Genomic DNA, 16,184 nt, shown 5'->3' with positions numbered 1-16,184 from the left:
TAGTCACTCCCTGATTAATTTTGACTTGACGGCTTGCCTGTCCGCTGTCTGTAAGTTGGAAATCAATGTTTTGATCTGTGGTTGATATTGCCTAAGCGCCAGACGGTTGACGACTAATTTGGTATTAACCGGCTGTAGCTTTGCGTATACCCGAAGGTTGTTTTCACGTAAGGTATTTCCCGTTTCCACAATATCGACAATTGCATCCGCCAATCCAATCAGCGGAGCAAGTTCAACCGAGCCTTCAATCTTAATAATCTCAACATCTTCACCAATGCCTTCAAAATAACGTTTGGTAATGTTGGGATACTTGGTTGCAATAATCTTTCGCCGCTGTTGCTGTGGGTTGAAATCAGCAGTTGAGGCTAAGACAAATCGGCATTTTCCAACACTCAAATTTAACATGGCATATTGGGAATTTTCCTGTTCATCCAATACATCGCTGCCAACAATTCCTATTTGAACGGTACCGCTATTTAAATAGGTCAAAACATCGGGGCCCTTCACCAAAATAAAGTCATACCTTGGATCATCATTAAAAATTAATTTACGACCCTTATTTTTTAGTCCCTGGCAGTTAATACCACTCGCCTCCAGTAACGGGACAACCTGTTGCTCTGTTCGCCCCTTTGTCAGGGCAATTTTAATTGGTTCCATTTTGTGACCTGCCTTCCGTCAAATCCAAAAGCTTGTTACCATCACTATCAGCCAACCGCTTAGCTGCTTGAACCGATTGTGTGAGACAGAGCGTTGAATTTGGAATTTCCTGCAGCTTCTTTTCGGCAAGCTGCCATTGATCATCATCAAAATAAATAAGCGTTTGCTGTTTATTGGCCGGTAAAGCCGTTCGTTCCACCAAAGCGTCAACGTCAAACGCCACACCAACAGCGGAGACTTTTACTTTCTGAAAGTTTGTTAACAGATCATCATATCGACCACCACTGAATAAATAATCCGCTGATTTACCGGTAAAGCCTCGAAAAGCCATGCCGGTATAATATGACTGAGGTGACCGAACACTTAGATCAAGTGTGACCTGAAAGTTGGGAAATTGTTGATTAATAAACGATTTAGTTGCAATCAAATCCTTAATGATCGCTTCCAGTTCTGTTGATCTGGGCAGTGTTTCTACAATTCGAATCACCTGATCAAAGTCCCCAAACAACCATGGCCATTCTGCTAAAAATTTTTCAAACTTTGTGTGTACCAATGGTGACCAAAGACTTTGATAACGGTTTAAATCTTTATCGAACAATGCCATTTTTAGACTGTTTCTGGTAGGTTCGGGCAATTCAAGTTGATTAATGACCGTATCAACGAATTTTGCCTGGCTAATTTCAACAGTGACATCTTCCAAGCCCATTTGCTGACATCCAGATAATGCTACCTGAAGGCATTCCCAGTCAGCTTTAATTCCTTTGTAACCAATAATTTCAATCCCCGCTTGAGTGGTTTGATTATAGCTTCCCGAAAGCCGCCTTTTAACTCGAAAGACATCCCCGCTGTAGTACCATTTGACTGGCAAATCCACGCCTGTCGTACTCATGACTCTTGCAACCGGTAATGTCAGATCCGGTCGAAGCACCAACGTTTCACCCTGTTCATCCAAGAATTGATATGGTCGATAATTATCCGTGCTGAGTGGTTCAAAAACATCAGAATACTCTAATACCGGCGTTGTTAATTTTCGAAACCCCCGGTCTTTAAAGAGGCCTAAGAGTTTCATCTGAATTGCTTCTTTAACTTCTGCTTGAACGCCAAACTCATCCCGAGTGCCATTTGGTAAATTTTTATTTTTCATGTCGACCACTTCCTTAGATTTTATTGGAGGATTGATAATAATTGTGTTTGAAAAAAATCTGTGTGTTCTGATAATCACTTTGAATCACATACTGTATAAAAAACGTCCTCGAAAACTGAAAGTCAGTTCTCGAGGACGAATTTTAATCGCGGTTCCACCCCAATTTGCACCTACCTCACGATAGATTGCCTTACGTTGCCAACAACTACTCAGCAGACAAATGCCCGATAACAGTTGCGGTAACCCTGATAACGCTAAACTTGCGAATTGATCTACTCTGTTCAATCAACTAGTTCATAGATGTGTTTTCACCGGTCGGAATGGTCCCTTCTCAGCAGCGGAACTCTCTTTACATTCAGAGCCGATTACTTCTTCTAATCAAAACTTTATTTTATTATTAATCTTTAATTTATAAGAAATCATAACACGGCGTATAAAAAAGTCAAGCTCTTTCTGAGAATTTGGTTAAAAGAATTCTGCCAATCCGTGATAACCATGACCGATCTCAGCCACACTGTGCGCATCACTGCCATAAATCAGCTGAATACCCATTTGTTGCGCTTGTATGGCGATTTTAAAGTTCGGATAGGGCTGATTACAATAAGCCTTATAAAGGCCCGCAGCGTTGAAATCAAGCTGCAATCCCCTATCCAAGATTTTTCTAAGGATCTCTTGGATTAATTTTTGATTAGTTTCGTTATATTGAGAATCCAAATTAAAGCGATCCTGAAACTTTCGAATTAATGTCATATGACCGATTCGATTAGGCGCATACTGACCCAAGCTTGCTGTAACGGATTCATCAACCAAATTAAAATAGGTCGCAAATAACGTTTGAGCATTTTCTGACTCGCTAAGCAACCCGATTTCGAAATCTTGCATGGTATCGTCTACACACCAATATTTGTCATCTTTTCCCTTCATGAAATGGACGGATAAAATATTATCATCGGTTCTTGGCCCATATTCATCCAGAAAATCTCTCGTCCATGAGACAAAATCTGCCAAGTAGTCCACTTCAAACCCAATATGAATGTGAATTTGATCAGCGTATTTAGTCTTCATTAATGTCATTTTTTTAAAGTAAGCATCCAAATCGGACATTGACATTGAGGCTTCCGTTAAACCCGTTTTTTGCCCCGCATACTCGTTCTGAAGTTCTGGGGGCAGTGGCGCATGCTCGGTGATACTATACTCTTTGAAGCCCAGATGAATGGCCCTTTGAATCATTAATTCTACATCATCACCACTACCGTGTGGGCAAAATTCCGTATGAGAATGACCTTCTCGTTTAAGCATATCGTTATCTCCCATTTCTCTAAACTATCTTAAATGTTTAAGTCTCAACCTTCTAATCAGATAAATAAATAACCCGACTAGTCTTAAAAACAGAATAGTCGGGTCGTTTATTTATCTTTCGGATCAAAATGCCGCTACTCAATTCTGTATTTCAGTTATTAAATAATTCAATTGAGCGGTACTTTTTGAATCCATCCTTCCGGCGCTTCTACATCGCCAAATTGAATACCGGTTAATTCATCGTAAAGCTTACGTGTTAATGGTGCAACTTCAGTTTCACTATAAAATACATGAAGCTTATCTTTATATTCGATACCGCCGATTGGTGAAATAACAGCGGCAGTTCCCATTGCGCCAGCCTCTTTAAAGCGATCCAAATCATTAATAAAGACATCGCCTTGAACAGCTTTTAGTCCCAATCGATGCTCAGCCAAGTAAAGTGCGGAATATTTTGTAATACTTGGTAAGATTGATGGTGATTTTGGTGTAACAAATTCGTTATCCTTTGTAATGCCAAAGAAGTTGGCAGAACCGGCTTCTTCGATTTTTGTATGAGTAGCTGGGTCAAGATAGATAACGTCCGAATAACCTGCTTTATGAGCCTCGTCCCCGGGAAGTAAACTCCCGCCGTAGTTACCGCCAACCTTGCTTTGACCGGTTCCGTGAGGTGCAGCACGATCATAATATGAGGTCGTGAAGTTAGTTGGCTTTAACCCACCTTTATAGTAGGCACCAACAGGCATCGCAAAAATGGTGAACAAGTACTCTGAAGCTGGATGAACACCGATATTGCCTCCAATTCCGATCATTAAAGGACGCAAATAAAGCGTTGCGCCGGTACCATATGGCGGCACATAATCGGCATTTGCTGCTACAACCTGCTTAACAGCCTCAATAAACTTATCTTCAGGGTATGGCGGCATTAGTAAACGCTCACAACTATTATGCATCCGTTTTGCGTTCATATCCGGTCGGAATAAATTAATACTGCCGTCTTTTGTCCGGTAAGCTTTCAGGCCTTCAAAATCCGCCTGACCGTAATGAAGAGACGTTGACCCTTCTGAAATATGTAATGTACTGTCTTCAGTCAACTTGCCAGCGTCCCATCTGCCATCCGAATAGTGGGCTAGGAAACGATAAGGCAGATCCATATAGTTGAATCCTAAGTTGTTGTAATCTAACTCTGATGCTGGTTTTGCTTTAGCCATAAAAATCCTCCTAAAAATATGTAATGATATTCAATCGGCTTGGTCTAACCAATTTCTAATAGTCTAATATTTTAATGGGTTAATGTCAACCCGATTGAAATTGTAATTTTGTCAGATTTTAATTTATTGCTTTTTACAACATCAAAAAACGCTTCGCCCAAAAGGGAGAAACGTTTTTACCTTAGACAATACCAAATGGCCTAAAGGCAGTTATTCGTTTTATAGATCGACGGATTCAACCCAGCCATGCTTATCTTCAACATCGCCTTCTTGAATGCCAAACAAAGTATCATACAACTTCTGCGTAACAGGGCCAGCTTCTGTTTCACTATAGAAGACATGCTTATTGCCCTTATAAGTCAACGAGCCGACAGGTGAAATAACGGCAGCTGTTCCCATTGCGCCAGCTTCTGCAAGGTTATCCAAATCATCAATTGCAATTCGGGTTTCCTGAGGATTTAGTCCCTGATCCTTTGCAATTTGTAAAATGGACTTCTTGGTAATTGATGGCAAGATAGAATCTGATTTTGGTGTCAGAAATTGCCCATCCTTAGTGACACCATAGAAATTAGCGCCACCAAATTCATCGATATACTTGTGTTCACGAGGATCCAAGTACAGGCAGTCCGCAAAGCCGGCTTTTTTGGCTAAAATTGATGGTAATAAACTACTTGCATAGTTACCGGCAGTTTTAGCCTGACCAGTACCGGCACCGGCAGCTCGATCATAGTCGCTAACGGTATAAGGCATTGGATTTAATCCCTTAATATAAGCGCCAACCGGAGTCGCATAAATATGGAACGTATACTCAGTCGATGGGGAAACACCCACAACAGGCTCGGTTCCCACCATAAATGGACGAATGTATAATGATCCGCCCGAACCATAAGGTGGTACAAATTCTTGGTTTGCCTTAACAACGGCTTTAACAGCCTCAACAAACTTATCCTTTGGATATTGTTCCATTACAAGTCGCTTAGCCGAATTGGCCATTCTTTCGGCATTCATTTCAGGACGGAACAGGTTGATGCCACCGTCCTTTGTCCGATAAGCCTTCATGCCCTCAAAAACTTCTTGACCGTAGTGAAGATCTTCGGCGGCTTCGGAAAATGTAAGTGTGGAATCAGTAGTCAAGCCACCGTTCTGCCATTTACCATCTTTAAATTCTTCGTTGTAACTATATGGTAAATCTCTATATGTAAATCCCAAATTGGACCAATCAAGATCCTTAACATCTTGTTTTGCCATTGATAAGAAACCTCCTTAAAATTGAAATCAAGCTACTCTAATAATCGAGTAAAAATAACAACTATGACATTAAAAGGTGGTTGGGTTGAAAAATAAGCCTAGCTTTACCGATAGGAAATAATAAAAGTCATTATCCTTAGTGCGTTTATCATTGTATCTTAATTAATATCTAATTTAGCCCTTTTAAAAAGCTCTGTCAATATGAAAAATCCTTTCTTCAAACCAAATCAACTGAGTAATCATCTTTTTGACAGACATTTTTCAAAAAAAGGATCCCTGTCACGGATTAATTAATGTCATTAACACATGTGCAACACGAGATGAATTATGTCTTCAAAAATCAAAAAAGCTCAGCTAGCAAGCCGATATTAACCGGTTGCCTAACTGAGTTTCATTTAAAAATTCAAAGCATCCTTACCTAATCCGTTCGTTTCAAGACTTCTCGATCAACCAAATTATTAATCAAGAAATTGAATTGATCAACACTTTCTTGTGTTTCAGAATTTTTAAAAATATTAACTTTTTGCAGTCCATTTCCCGTTGTAATGGACATTCGAAAACCGTCCAGTCCTTTAGAAACCATCATTTTAAATTTATACCCGGTTCCGTAAGGAGAATTAGGGTCTAATGAACGTTCTAAAGAATAATTACCAGCCTTGGTCTCCGTAAATCCCAAGTCTTTTAACGTATATTTCTTCACTTCAGAATTCAGTTCGTAAGCATGCGAATCACCACTCACCTTAGCCGTTGTGGAAAAAGCCATCACAGTTTCACTTCCCTATTTTTATTTTTTAAACGTTTAACCGTTTGGGTAATCGCAGCAACCAGTTTGTCCAAATCCTCATACGTGTTGTAACGCCCAAAACTAATTCGAATCGATTCACTGATACGCGGACTGTCCTTACCATACATTGCAACCAAAACATGGGAAGGTTCAATACTTCCCGCTGTACAAGCCGAACCACCAGATACAGCAATTCCTGCCAAGTCCAGATTAGTTTGCATCACATAGGTTGAAATTCCCTTTAGCCAAATATTAAAAACGTGGTTTAAATTGTCCTCGGTAATTTGACCGTTAATGTCAAAGTCAATGCCATTTTTTGTTAATTTATCGGCAATATACTTTTTGAATTTTAGATATTTAGCCTGACGATGTGCCTTTTCCTCACTGGTAATCGTCTCAACAGCACGGGCGAAGCCAGCAATTGCCGGCACATTTTCAGTACCTGCACGGCGTTTTGTCTCCTGATCGCCACCTTTAATTAAACTTGGGAAGTTAACACCTGTTCGACGATATAAAAACCCAATCATTTTTGGGCCGTTAATTTTATGTGCAGACGTTGACAATAAATCAATATGATCACGTTGGACGTCAATATCTAATAACCCATATGCTTGAACGGCATCTGTATGAAACCATGCTTGATGATCTTTTAAAATCTCGCCAATTTCATGGATCGGCATAACGGAACCGACTTCGTTATTTCCTGTCATGATCGAAACCAGAATCGTATCATCGTCCAACGCCGCCTTAAAGTCGTCCAAGGAGATGTTTCCGTACTGATCAACTGGCAAGTAGGTAATTCGAAAGCCCAGCTTCTCTAACGCCTGCATGGGCCTTAAAATGGCTTCATGCTCTATTGCAGTCGTAATAATGTGCTTTCCCAAAGACTGACGCGCAAAAGCCGTTTGCATCACTGCGGTGTTGTCACTCTCGGAACCACCGCTTGTAAAAACAATTTCTTCGGGGTCCGCGTTAATTGACTTGGCAATCACTTCTCTGGCGTGTTCCATAACCTCTTTGGACTGGCGCCCGAGCCCATAAAGCGTCGACGCATTCCCATAAACATTCTTATACTTGTCCATTAATTCTGCATAAACTTCATCTGAAACTCTGGTCGTTGCAGCATTATCTAAATAAATCTCTTCCAAGTCTTTTCACTTCCTTGCTGCTTCGTTCTCAAATAAATCAATCAACATCTGACCGGACTTTTTACCGGCCGTAATAATGAATTGATCAAAACTAACTTCGGCATTTTCATCCCCAACATCAGACATTGCCCGGATCACGGCATACGGGACATGATTTTGAAAAGCAACTTGACCGACTGCAGCCCCTTCCATTTCCGAACATAACGCGTCTGGAAAGTTGTCCTTAATTTGTTGAATCCGTTTGGAATCTGCAATAAATTGATCACCTGACACAATTAAACCAAAATGCGCAGTCACGCCGCTTTCTTTAGCTGCTTGCGCGATAGCGTCCTCCAAATCCTTGGATGCTTCAAACCTGGCCGGAAATCCTGGTAATTGGCCCACCTTATAGTTTGATGCAGTCACATCAACATCGTGGTAAGCCGTTTCTGTTGAAATAATAATATCGCCAATTGACAATCCATCGCCAATTCCGCCTGCAGAACCGGAATTAATGACCGCGTCAACATGGTATTCATTAATCAGCGTTGATGTTGTAATGCCAGCCTGAACTTTACCAATGCCTGATTTAACCAGTACAACATCCTGTCCATGAATTTGACCCGTATAGAAATTCATCTGACCATAGTTTTGAGCAGATTCATTTACCAATGCCTCTTTTAAAATAGCAAGTTCCTCATCCATTGCGCATATAACGCCGTAAGTCATGATCATTCTCCTTAAACTAAAATAGTATAGTGTCGGTATTTTTATAATTTGTAAATCATATTAAAAATTTAATTAACAAAGAAAAGAACCAAGTAAACAATGACAATCAAAACAGCTAGAATGCCAATCGTCCAATTTAGCCGCCTATTAATTTTATGCCATCTGTGCGTCTTGAATTGATTGGCATCTGCAATGGCAGCATCATCGCCGGGATTTTGTTGATGTGTCCTCGCATAAGCTCGCTCTACTTCAACTCTTTTTTTGTCCCGTTGTTTAAAATCGTCATCCTCTTGCTGCTTGAGTTTTCGATATTGTTCTCTTGTAAGGGCTTTGGATTCTTTTTTATCATCGGTTACCACTTAAAAAATCACCTACTTTGCATTAATTGCCAGTGCTGAATTGCCATAATTGTTTTTGCATCTTTAATATCACCATTTGTAATCATTGAAACAGCTTCATCCAACGTCTTTTCGATGATTTGCAAAAATTCCCCCTTGTCTCTGGGCAATTTATCTTTAACAGGTTCTAAATCAGTGGCGAGATACAATTTCATGTATTCATCCGAAAAGCCTACGGAAGAATAAAACCCAAAAAGCTCTTCAACGTGCTTTGGTGTATATCGAATTTCCTCGTTTAGTTCACGAATAACCGCGTGATGAAAGTCTGTATCGCGATTATCCACTTTTCCTGCGGGGATTTCAATCGTTGTTGCTTCAACAGGTGCTCGCCATTGCTTTTCCAGGATAATCTTATTGTCTTTGGTAAGCGCTAAAACACCAATAGCACCGGAATGATGAACAATTTCTCGAAAAGCCGTTTGACCATCTGGCAACCGGACTGTTTGTTTTTCAACATTGATAATTGCACCATCATAAATGTTTTGAGAATCAACGACATGTTCTTCAAAATCCACAAGATCACCCTATTTTCCATTAATAAATATATTTTACAAACATTCAGTCCTTAATGCAATTATTCACCCGCTTCTTCCACAATTTGTGCTTTAGCAGCCTGTGGCCCCTTTTGGCCTTCAACAACAACATAGCTCACACGAATCCCTGGAACAATCCGCGAATAGTCTTCACCATGAAAGGCATTCTTAAAAAAGAACAGATTGTCTCCCTGATCCTGTGTAATAAATCCAAAACCGTTTTTAGCATTATACGTTTTTACTTTTCCATAAAGCATTTTAAATTCCTCCTGAAGCATCTTCAAATCAAAAAAGAGGCTGTCCAGACATTTGCCTGGCCTCAACCTCTTAATTGTACTGGTTTACACTTAGTTTTAAAACAGTTTTTCAAATTGTTAAATGATTCTGATTATTTAGCTTCAAAACCTTCAGCAACCGTTTCTGGGAATTCACTACGAACAATTTCAGCACAAGAGTGACAGAAAGTAGGATAGTCACTATCGGAACCAACGTCAGTTCGAACCAAACGACAGCGTTCGCATGTTTTACCCTTTGCCGGCTCAACCAGAAGTGCCAAGCCATCACTATCAAACTTCGTTGCATTATCCGGTGCATCAGTAAAGTCCTTAACTGTCAACTGGGAAACCAGAAGAACCGTTGCAAGATCTACATTTAACGATTCAAAAAGATCTTTCACTTCGGTTGTCGCGTAAATTGTCAACGATGCTTCTGATGCCTTGCCAATCTCTTTGGCATCACGCGCCTCTTCCAGAACCTTAAGCACATCATCCCGATAAGTCATAAACTTGGTCCATTCTTCCAAAATATCAGCCTCATTGTCAAAATGCTGTTGCTTGGGAATATCAGTCAATTGAACAAAGTCTTCAGGTTCTTTCAAGAATCCCCAAATTTCTTCGGCTGTATGCGGCAGAACCGGTGTCATCAGCTTGGTCAATGTCGTAACAGTATGATACATAACTGTCTGCATTGAGCGACGTTTATGACCATCCTTCTTATCAATATAAACAATATCCTTTGCCATATCCAGATAGAAAGCCGATAAATCGGTTGTCACAAAATTCAGGAATTTCTTATAGAAAGTCAAGAAGTCATACTGCTCAAAACTATCACGAGCCTCACCAAGAAACTTATTAAGCAAAACAGTCATGTACTGATCTTGACTTTCCATTTCATCAAACGCAACTGCATTTGTCTTTGGATCAAAGTCAGACGTGTTTGCTAACAAGAATCGCATTGTGTTTCGAATCTTCTTATAAGCATCCGAAATCTTAACAAAGTTTTCCTGACTAACTCGAACATCGGCTGATGTATCAACAGATGTTACCCAAAGACGAACAATTTCAGCGCCCATTTTTTTGATAATATCAATTGGTGCAATCGTATTACCTAAAGATTTACTCATCTTATGGCCTTTACCATCAAGCGTGAAACCTTGTGAGACAATTGATTTATACGGTGCTTTATTTGAAACGGCAACACTGGTAATCAGACTTGAATTAAACCAACCACGATACTGGTCAGAACCTTCAAGGTACATATCTGCGGGATAAGTCAACTCTGGACGAGCTGCCAAGACCCCTTGGTGCGATGAACCAGAATCAAACCAAACATCCATGATGTCATTTTCTTTAGTGAATTTGCCGTTTGGTGAATGTTCACTGGTAAAGCCATCTGGTAATAAGTCTTTGGGCTCACGTTCGAACCAGACATCCGACCCATATTTGGCAAACAAGTCAGCAACATGGTCAATTGTTTCCTGAGTAATAATTGCTTCGCCATCCTCACCATAGAAAATCGGAAGCGGCACACCCCAAACACGTTGTCGGGAAATGACCCAATCGCCACGATTTTTAATCATATTGGAGAGACGAACTTTTCCCCAATCAGGGTAAAAGGTCACATCTTCGATAGCATTTAAAATATCATCTTTAATTTTATCAACAGAAGCAAACCATTGTGGCGTTGCTCGGAAAATAATCGGTTTCTTAGTACGCCAGTCGAATGGGTAACTATGATTCAACGGCATGTAATCCAATAACAGACCAGCCTTTTTTAACTTATCCAACGCGATTTTATTAGCATCTTCATAGAAGACTCCAGCAAAATCTTCGCCTGATTCTTTAGTCAAATACCCACGATCATCAACGGGTGCAAAGATATCCAATCCATACTTCCGACCAATATTAAAGTCATCTTCACCATATCCGGGAGCGGTATGAACAAGTCCGGTACCGGCATCCAACGTAACAAAATCACCTAACATTGTTAATAGTTTTCGACTATGGTCAAATGGATGTTCAGCAAGGATGCCTTCCATATCACGTCCCTTAACTGTCTTAACAATTTTGACATTTTTCCAGCCAAATAGGCTCTCATCTTTTTCAAGCAGTTCACTGGCAATGACGAATTTTCGTTCATCATCTTCAGGTTGAACCACTGCATAATCAAAATCAGCATCTACGGTGATCCCTTCCGACGCTGGAATTGTCCAAGGCGTCGTTGTCCAAACCACCATAAATGTATTGTCCTCTTCCAAAACACCCTTACCGTCAGTGACTTTTTCGCCATAGAAAGCAGATGGTGATGTAACATCATGATACTCAACTTCTGCTTCAGCAAGCGCAGATTCGGATGACCATGACCAATAAACAGGCTTTTTACCCTTGTAAATCAAGCCACGTTTGGCAAATGCCCCAAAGACACGAACCTCGGCAGCTTCGAACTCATGCTGCAATGTGAGATAGGGATGATCCCAATCCCCGGAGACGCCAAGACGTTTAAACTCATCCATTTGGCGTTGAACCTGCTTCATCGCATATTCTTGACAAAGCTTTCGGAAGTCGTTGGTCGACATTTTCTTTCGATCATAACCGGCTTGGGTTAATTTTTGTTCAATTGGTAAGCCATGTGTATCCCAACCGGGAACGTAAGGTGCCCGATATCCGGTCATTGATTTGTAACGAACAATAATATCCTTAGAAATTTTGTTCATCGCATGTCCCATATGAATATCTCCGTTAGCGTATGGAGGTCCATCATGAAGAACAAAACTTGGTTTGCCCTCATTTAATTTTTGTCGTTGTTCGTAGACACGATTTTCTTCCCATGCCTTTTGACGTTCCACTTCTTTTACAGGAAGATTACCACGCATTTTGAACTTCGTTTTGCCTAAGTTTAAAGTGTCTTTTACCCGCATTATTTGACTCCCTTTCTCCATTTTAAAAGTAATAGCGTAATAAACTACCGTTATTTGTACACCCTGACAGATCAAACGATACAAAAAAAGATTCCGCCCAAGGGACGAAATCTTCGTGGTACCACCCAATTTTAGGATTTAATAATCCTATCTCTTTATAACAATCGATATGTAATAGAGCTGATCTGTTAAACAACCGGTGACTGCTAAACTTTCACCATCTTTAGCTCGCTAATGTTTCGGTTGATTAATTTCTGGTCTCTGATCGATTTAATTATTATTATTTTTGACTGTCAGGATAAATGACAACTGTTTGCAGTTTATCATCGGTTGTCGGCGTACTTTCAACTGCGTCAGCATTATTACCCTGTTTGTTTTCTGATTCTACATCTGAATTTGTAGGGTTGTCAAGATCTCCAACAACTTTTTCAATATCTTCATAGGTTGTCGTAGGCCCATCTTCGACTAAGTGATCCCAGTCAGAGCCCTTAATAACCGCTAATTGGCTTTCAAGCATAACCTCAAGTCGTTGACGGAATACTCGAGTATTTTTCTTGAGATCGTCAGTTTCAATTGCCAGCTTTTTAGCACGTTTAGAAGCCTCTTCAAGAATTTGAGTCGATTTTTCGTCAGCGGTTTTAACAATGTCATCAGCCTTCTTTTGGGCTTCACGATTTGTAATCTCGGCTTCCTTTTTCGAATTACTCTTAACCTTATCAGCAGCTTCTTGGGCAACTAAAATTGACTGGTTCAACGAGTCCTTCAGGTCATTGAAATACGAGAGTTTATCTTTCGATTCACTCAATTGAGATCTCAAATCCTTATTTTCTTCCAAAATAATCTGATAATCCTTGATGATCTGGTCAAGAAAATCATTGACCTCGTCGATATTGTACCCTCTCAATTTCGTTGAAAATTCTTTATTGTGAATATCCTGTGGACTTAATACCATGATGAACCAATCCTCCTATTTATTCCGGTTATACACACTTATGATAATCCTAATTTTATCTTTTTTCGTCATTCCGGTAATTTCTTTGATGACAAGTCGTCCATATCCCCGCACAGAAATAATGTCTTTTGTCGATAATTCAAAATCCGGCCTCGTCGTATCAACCCAATTAATCCGAACATCACCAGTATCGACTAATTCTTTAGCATGGTGGCGAGAAATATGAAAACCATCACTAATCAGAGCATCAACTCTGAGAGAAGAAACAGTTGTTGTTAACGTTTCACTTTCATCAACGGGTGCAATGACCCCTTCTGGTGAGATATCTTCAAGCATGACTTTAATTTTGCCAATGTGATCAACTTGAGCTTTGACATAATCTGCCATTTCGGATTGCACCATGAACTGCCATTTAAGACCGTCCGTAATAATGTCACCAACCACATTTCGCTCAATACCGACACCCATCAATGATCCCAATATTTTTCCATGTGCCAGTGTCGCAAATTTACTTGGATAATCAATCTCAAACGCAGTGATGCGGAAATCATCCGTCTTAGGCGTAAAATACTCAGGATAGACGATTGCCCGTTGCAACTCAGCACCTGAATAACCACCGTAAGTTGAGAAATGAATGCCATCATGACGATTAATGATTGATTCAAGAATATAGAGTTGTCTGGGATTTAAAAACTCAGTCAAAATAGGCCGATATTCATTTTCAACCTGCCCACTTAAATGGTCAATTGACTCAAGAAACGGCACTTCATCAGGTCGAAAATGTTGAGAAACGTTTGCATCAACAGCCATCACTAAATACCCCTCTTCTAACTAATACCCATAACCATATCCAATAATGAGATTCCCCAAATAAGTGATACCACCCTGAACTAGGGATAACACAACCAGTGCTACAACAGGCGCAAAACTGATCATCCCAACGGACGCAAAATTGAACAATCGTTCAAACGGTTCAACAGTTCGGCCAAGAAAGCGACCAAATGCAGTACCATAAGCATTTGGGAACCAACTCATCAATGCATAGATAACAATTGCCAGCATATAAATGCTGATAAGCTTATTTAATAACCAAACGATAGACGCGATTACAGATACCAATAAAATACCCCTTATCTCTTGTTTAAAACTTAGCTACTTAGTGACCTTAAAATTTTTAGGTGAACAAATAAAAATGTTCTTATCAAGACGATTAATAGTACCATGAATTGCAAACAAAACACCATTTAAGAAATCAACCATTCTTTCAGCAGATTTAATATCAAGCTTACCGAGTTTGATGATAACAGCGTTATCTTCCAATAACCTTTGAGCAATGGTGTCAACATCTGTGTAATTGATGGGTTCAAAAACCACAATATTACGGTTAGTTTCTAAATCTTTTCGTGTTAAAGGCACAACATTATCCACTAGTTTCGCATCCTCATTCTTCGGCTTATCCGATTCCATTCCAAAAAAATTCGCAAAATTAAACTTTTCTGACATGTTTGTTTCCTTTCGAATTTCACCATACTCAAATAAGCGCCGTCTTTACATTAACTGAAATTTGTTATTTATTGTTACGACGACGGTGCTTAAAGAACGGTGGAATATCATCCTGTGAATTATCATTATCAGTTTTGCCCGATTTATCTGAATTGACGTCAGGCTGAAACGGATCAAAATCCTTTTTTTCAACGTCATTAAACTCTTCATTTTCTGGAACAGATGGCCGGGCAGTAGTTGGCTGTTTACGAATATCCCAGTTTCCCAAAGGATCAGTATGACTATCATTAGCACTTGAATTGCTATTAGTAGTCTCCTGGGAAGAATTACGATGACCATCAAATTGACGGGGATGTGCACTGGATTGTGGTCGAGCAGAAGGTGAAGCCGTCCGCGTACGACGTGTTTCCAATCTCCCCTGTTCTGCTGCTTTCTTATCGATACCTGTTGCAATAACAGTTACCCGCACTTCGTCTCCAAGTGATTCGTCAATTGATGTCCCAAAGATAATGTTAACATCACTGGTTGCCGCTTGCGAAACAATATCTGAGGCATCCTGAGCTTCAAATAGTGACAGGTCCGGTCCACCCGTAATGTTCAACAGTACCTGCTCGGCACCGTCAATGGAAACTTCAAGTAATGGTGATGAAATTGCTTTTTCAGTTGCTTTCTTCGTTCGATCCTCACCATTAGCAGCTCCCACACCCATTAATGCCGAACCTTGATCTTGCATAGTTGTTTTAACGTCAGCAAAGTCCAAGTTAACGTATCCCGGACTTGTAATTAGATCTGAAATACCTTGAACGCCTTGACGAAGAACGTTATCAGCTTCTTTAAAGGCATCCATCATAGGTGTCTTTTTATCAATCATGTCCAATAAGCGATTATTTGCAATGACAATAAGTGTATCTACATTATCCTTTAACTGTGAAACACCCTCATCAGCATATTTACTGCGTTTAGGACCTTCAAAAGAAAACGGACGAGTAACAACCCCAACCGTCAATGCACCCTGATCCTTAGCAATTTTAGCTACAATCGGTGCTGCACCATTACCGGTACCACCGCCCATTCCGGCAGTTACAAAAACCATATCTGCGCCTTCAAGTGCTTCGGATAATTCCTGTTCACTTTCTTCAGCGGCTTTTGCACCTATTTCCGGATTAGAGCCTGCTCCCAATCCCCTTGTTAACTTGGGTCCGAGTTGAATTTTTGTTTCTGCTTTAGATGTAGAGAGCGCCTGGACATCCGTGTTTGCAACAATAAATTCTACACCCTTTACATCTGAACTAATCATTGTGTTAACAGCATTACTACCACCGCCACCAACTCCAATGACCTTAATTACTGCACCGTGATTTTCGGTGGAATCAAGTGAATATTCCATAATTATTTACCTCCGTTTA

At 40.1% G+C, this 16,184-nt stretch carries 17 protein-coding genes and 1 other annotated feature; all 17 genes read right to left on the bottom strand.

Going from position 1 to position 16,184, the window contains the following annotated elements; translation table 11 throughout:
• Nucleotides 1-3: 3 nt before the first annotated feature.
• Nucleotides 4-657, bottom strand: a complete 654-nt coding sequence (hisG, locus tag HMPREF0519_RS12180; protein ID WP_003636637.1) for an ATP phosphoribosyltransferase — start codon at nucleotides 655-657, stop codon at nucleotides 4-6.
• Entirely contained in the window at nucleotides 644-1,801 is a 1,158-nt protein-coding gene (locus HMPREF0519_RS12175; protein WP_040472838.1) for an ATP phosphoribosyltransferase regulatory subunit, read from the bottom strand. The genes hisG and HMPREF0519_RS12175 overlap by 14 nt, the downstream gene beginning before the upstream one ends.
• A gap of 128 nt (nucleotides 1,802-1,929) precedes the next feature.
• Nucleotides 1,930-2,192 (bottom strand) — a binding site (T-box leader).
• Between the two features lie 74 nt (nucleotides 2,193-2,266).
• Nucleotides 2,267-3,115: a histidinol-phosphatase HisJ gene (hisJ, locus tag HMPREF0519_RS12170; RefSeq protein WP_003555173.1), complete on the bottom strand. Its 849-nt coding sequence runs from the start codon at nucleotides 3,113-3,115 to the stop codon at nucleotides 2,267-2,269.
• 152 nt (nucleotides 3,116-3,267) lie between these two features.
• Nucleotides 3,268-4,308, bottom strand: coding sequence for a branched-chain amino acid aminotransferase (locus HMPREF0519_RS12165; RefSeq protein ID WP_003636632.1), 1,041 nt, complete (start codon nucleotides 4,306-4,308; stop codon nucleotides 3,268-3,270).
• A gap of 219 nt (nucleotides 4,309-4,527) precedes the next feature.
• Complete coding sequence (locus HMPREF0519_RS12160) at nucleotides 4,528-5,556, bottom strand: branched-chain amino acid aminotransferase (protein WP_003555169.1); 1,029 nt, start codon at nucleotides 5,554-5,556, stop codon at nucleotides 4,528-4,530.
• A 418-nt stretch (nucleotides 5,557-5,974) separates the two neighbouring features.
• Nucleotides 5,975-6,319, bottom strand: coding sequence for a DUF1831 domain-containing protein (locus HMPREF0519_RS12155; RefSeq protein ID WP_003555168.1), 345 nt, complete (start codon nucleotides 6,317-6,319; stop codon nucleotides 5,975-5,977).
• The gene (locus tag HMPREF0519_RS12150; RefSeq protein WP_003555165.1) at nucleotides 6,319-7,488 is read right to left on the bottom strand and encodes a cysteine desulfurase family protein; all 1,170 of its coding nucleotides are present in this window, start codon (nucleotides 7,486-7,488) and stop codon (nucleotides 6,319-6,321) included. Before HMPREF0519_RS12150 ends, HMPREF0519_RS12155 begins: the two co-directional genes overlap by 1 nt.
• 6 nt (nucleotides 7,489-7,494) lie before the next feature.
• Entirely contained in the window at nucleotides 7,495-8,196 is a 702-nt protein-coding gene (locus HMPREF0519_RS12145) for a 5'-methylthioadenosine/adenosylhomocysteine nucleosidase (RefSeq protein WP_040472837.1), read from the bottom strand.
• A 68-nt stretch (nucleotides 8,197-8,264) separates the two neighbouring features.
• Nucleotides 8,265-8,555, bottom strand: coding sequence for a hypothetical protein (locus HMPREF0519_RS12140; protein WP_003636628.1), 291 nt, complete (start codon nucleotides 8,553-8,555; stop codon nucleotides 8,265-8,267).
• 8 nt (nucleotides 8,556-8,563) lie between these two features.
• Nucleotides 8,564-9,109 carry an NUDIX hydrolase gene (locus HMPREF0519_RS12135; RefSeq protein WP_003561518.1) on the bottom strand — a complete coding sequence of 182 codons (546 nt, stop codon included), beginning with the start codon at nucleotides 9,107-9,109 and terminating at the stop codon, nucleotides 8,564-8,566.
• A 59-nt stretch (nucleotides 9,110-9,168) separates the two neighbouring features.
• Complete coding sequence (locus HMPREF0519_RS12130; RefSeq protein WP_035444938.1) at nucleotides 9,169-9,384, bottom strand: cold-shock protein; 216 nt, start codon at nucleotides 9,382-9,384, stop codon at nucleotides 9,169-9,171.
• Between the two features lie 131 nt (nucleotides 9,385-9,515).
• Nucleotides 9,516-12,323 (bottom strand): isoleucine--tRNA ligase, encoded by a 2,808-nt coding sequence (ileS, locus tag HMPREF0519_RS12125; protein ID WP_040472836.1) that lies wholly within the window; start codon nucleotides 12,321-12,323, stop codon nucleotides 9,516-9,518.
• 280 nt (nucleotides 12,324-12,603) lie between these two features.
• Nucleotides 12,604-13,275 (bottom strand): DivIVA domain-containing protein, encoded by a 672-nt coding sequence (locus HMPREF0519_RS12120; RefSeq protein WP_003636622.1) that lies wholly within the window; start codon nucleotides 13,273-13,275, stop codon nucleotides 12,604-12,606.
• Between the two features lie 15 nt (nucleotides 13,276-13,290).
• Entirely contained in the window at nucleotides 13,291-14,085 is a 795-nt protein-coding gene (locus HMPREF0519_RS12115) for a YlmH family RNA-binding protein (RefSeq protein WP_003636620.1), read from the bottom strand.
• A gap of 21 nt (nucleotides 14,086-14,106) precedes the next feature.
• A complete protein-coding gene (locus tag HMPREF0519_RS12110) occupies nucleotides 14,107-14,394 on the bottom strand; it encodes a YggT family protein (RefSeq protein ID WP_040472835.1) in 288 nt (95 codons plus the stop codon).
• A gap of 33 nt (nucleotides 14,395-14,427) precedes the next feature.
• Entirely contained in the window at nucleotides 14,428-14,778 is a 351-nt protein-coding gene (locus HMPREF0519_RS12105) for a cell division protein SepF (protein ID WP_003636615.1), read from the bottom strand.
• A gap of 64 nt (nucleotides 14,779-14,842) precedes the next feature.
• A complete protein-coding gene (gene ftsZ, locus HMPREF0519_RS12100; protein ID WP_003636614.1) occupies nucleotides 14,843-16,165 on the bottom strand; it encodes a cell division protein FtsZ in 1,323 nt (440 codons plus the stop codon).
• Nucleotides 16,166-16,184 lie beyond the last annotated feature (19 nt).

Source organism: Lentilactobacillus hilgardii DSM 20176 = ATCC 8290, from assembly GCF_000159315.1.
Lineage (GTDB): Bacteria > Bacillota > Bacilli > Lactobacillales > Lactobacillaceae > Lentilactobacillus > Lentilactobacillus hilgardii.
The sequence above is the reverse complement of the archived record's forward strand: the minus strand, read 5'-3'. Positions and strand labels throughout refer to the sequence as shown.

Excerpts from the sequence above, each read along its gene's own strand:
- ileS (WP_040472836.1), bottom strand. The coding sequence starts at position 12,323 with ATGCGGGTAAAAGACACTTTAAACTTAGGCAAAACGAAGTTCAAAATG.
- HMPREF0519_RS12175 (WP_040472838.1), bottom strand. The coding sequence starts at position 1,801 with ATGAAAAATAAAAATTTACCAAATGGCACTCGGGATGAGTTTGGCGTT.
- HMPREF0519_RS12120 (WP_003636622.1), bottom strand. The coding sequence starts at position 13,275 with ATGGTATTAAGTCCACAGGATATTCACAATAAAGAATTTTCAACGAAA.
- ftsZ (WP_003636614.1), bottom strand. The coding sequence starts at position 16,165 with ATGGAATATTCACTTGATTCCACCGAAAATCACGGTGCAGTAATTAAG.
- HMPREF0519_RS12115 (WP_003636620.1), bottom strand. The coding sequence starts at position 14,085 with ATGGCTGTTGATGCAAACGTTTCTCAACATTTTCGACCTGATGAAGTG.
- HMPREF0519_RS12130 (WP_035444938.1), bottom strand. The coding sequence starts at position 9,384 with ATGCTTTATGGAAAAGTAAAAACGTATAATGCTAAAAACGGTTTTGGA.
- HMPREF0519_RS12145 (WP_040472837.1), bottom strand. The coding sequence starts at position 8,196 with ATGACTTACGGCGTTATATGCGCAATGGATGAGGAACTTGCTATTTTA.
- HMPREF0519_RS12105 (WP_003636615.1), bottom strand. The coding sequence starts at position 14,778 with ATGTCAGAAAAGTTTAATTTTGCGAATTTTTTTGGAATGGAATCGGAT.
- hisJ (WP_003555173.1), bottom strand. The coding sequence starts at position 3,115 with ATGGGAGATAACGATATGCTTAAACGAGAAGGTCATTCTCATACGGAA.
- hisG (WP_003636637.1), bottom strand. The coding sequence starts at position 657 with ATGGAACCAATTAAAATTGCCCTGACAAAGGGGCGAACAGAGCAACAG.
- HMPREF0519_RS12165 (WP_003636632.1), bottom strand. The coding sequence starts at position 4,308 with ATGGCTAAAGCAAAACCAGCATCAGAGTTAGATTACAACAACTTAGGA.
- HMPREF0519_RS12155 (WP_003555168.1), bottom strand. The coding sequence starts at position 6,319 with ATGGCTTTTTCCACAACGGCTAAGGTGAGTGGTGATTCGCATGCTTAC.
- HMPREF0519_RS12160 (WP_003555169.1), bottom strand. The coding sequence starts at position 5,556 with ATGGCAAAACAAGATGTTAAGGATCTTGATTGGTCCAATTTGGGATTT.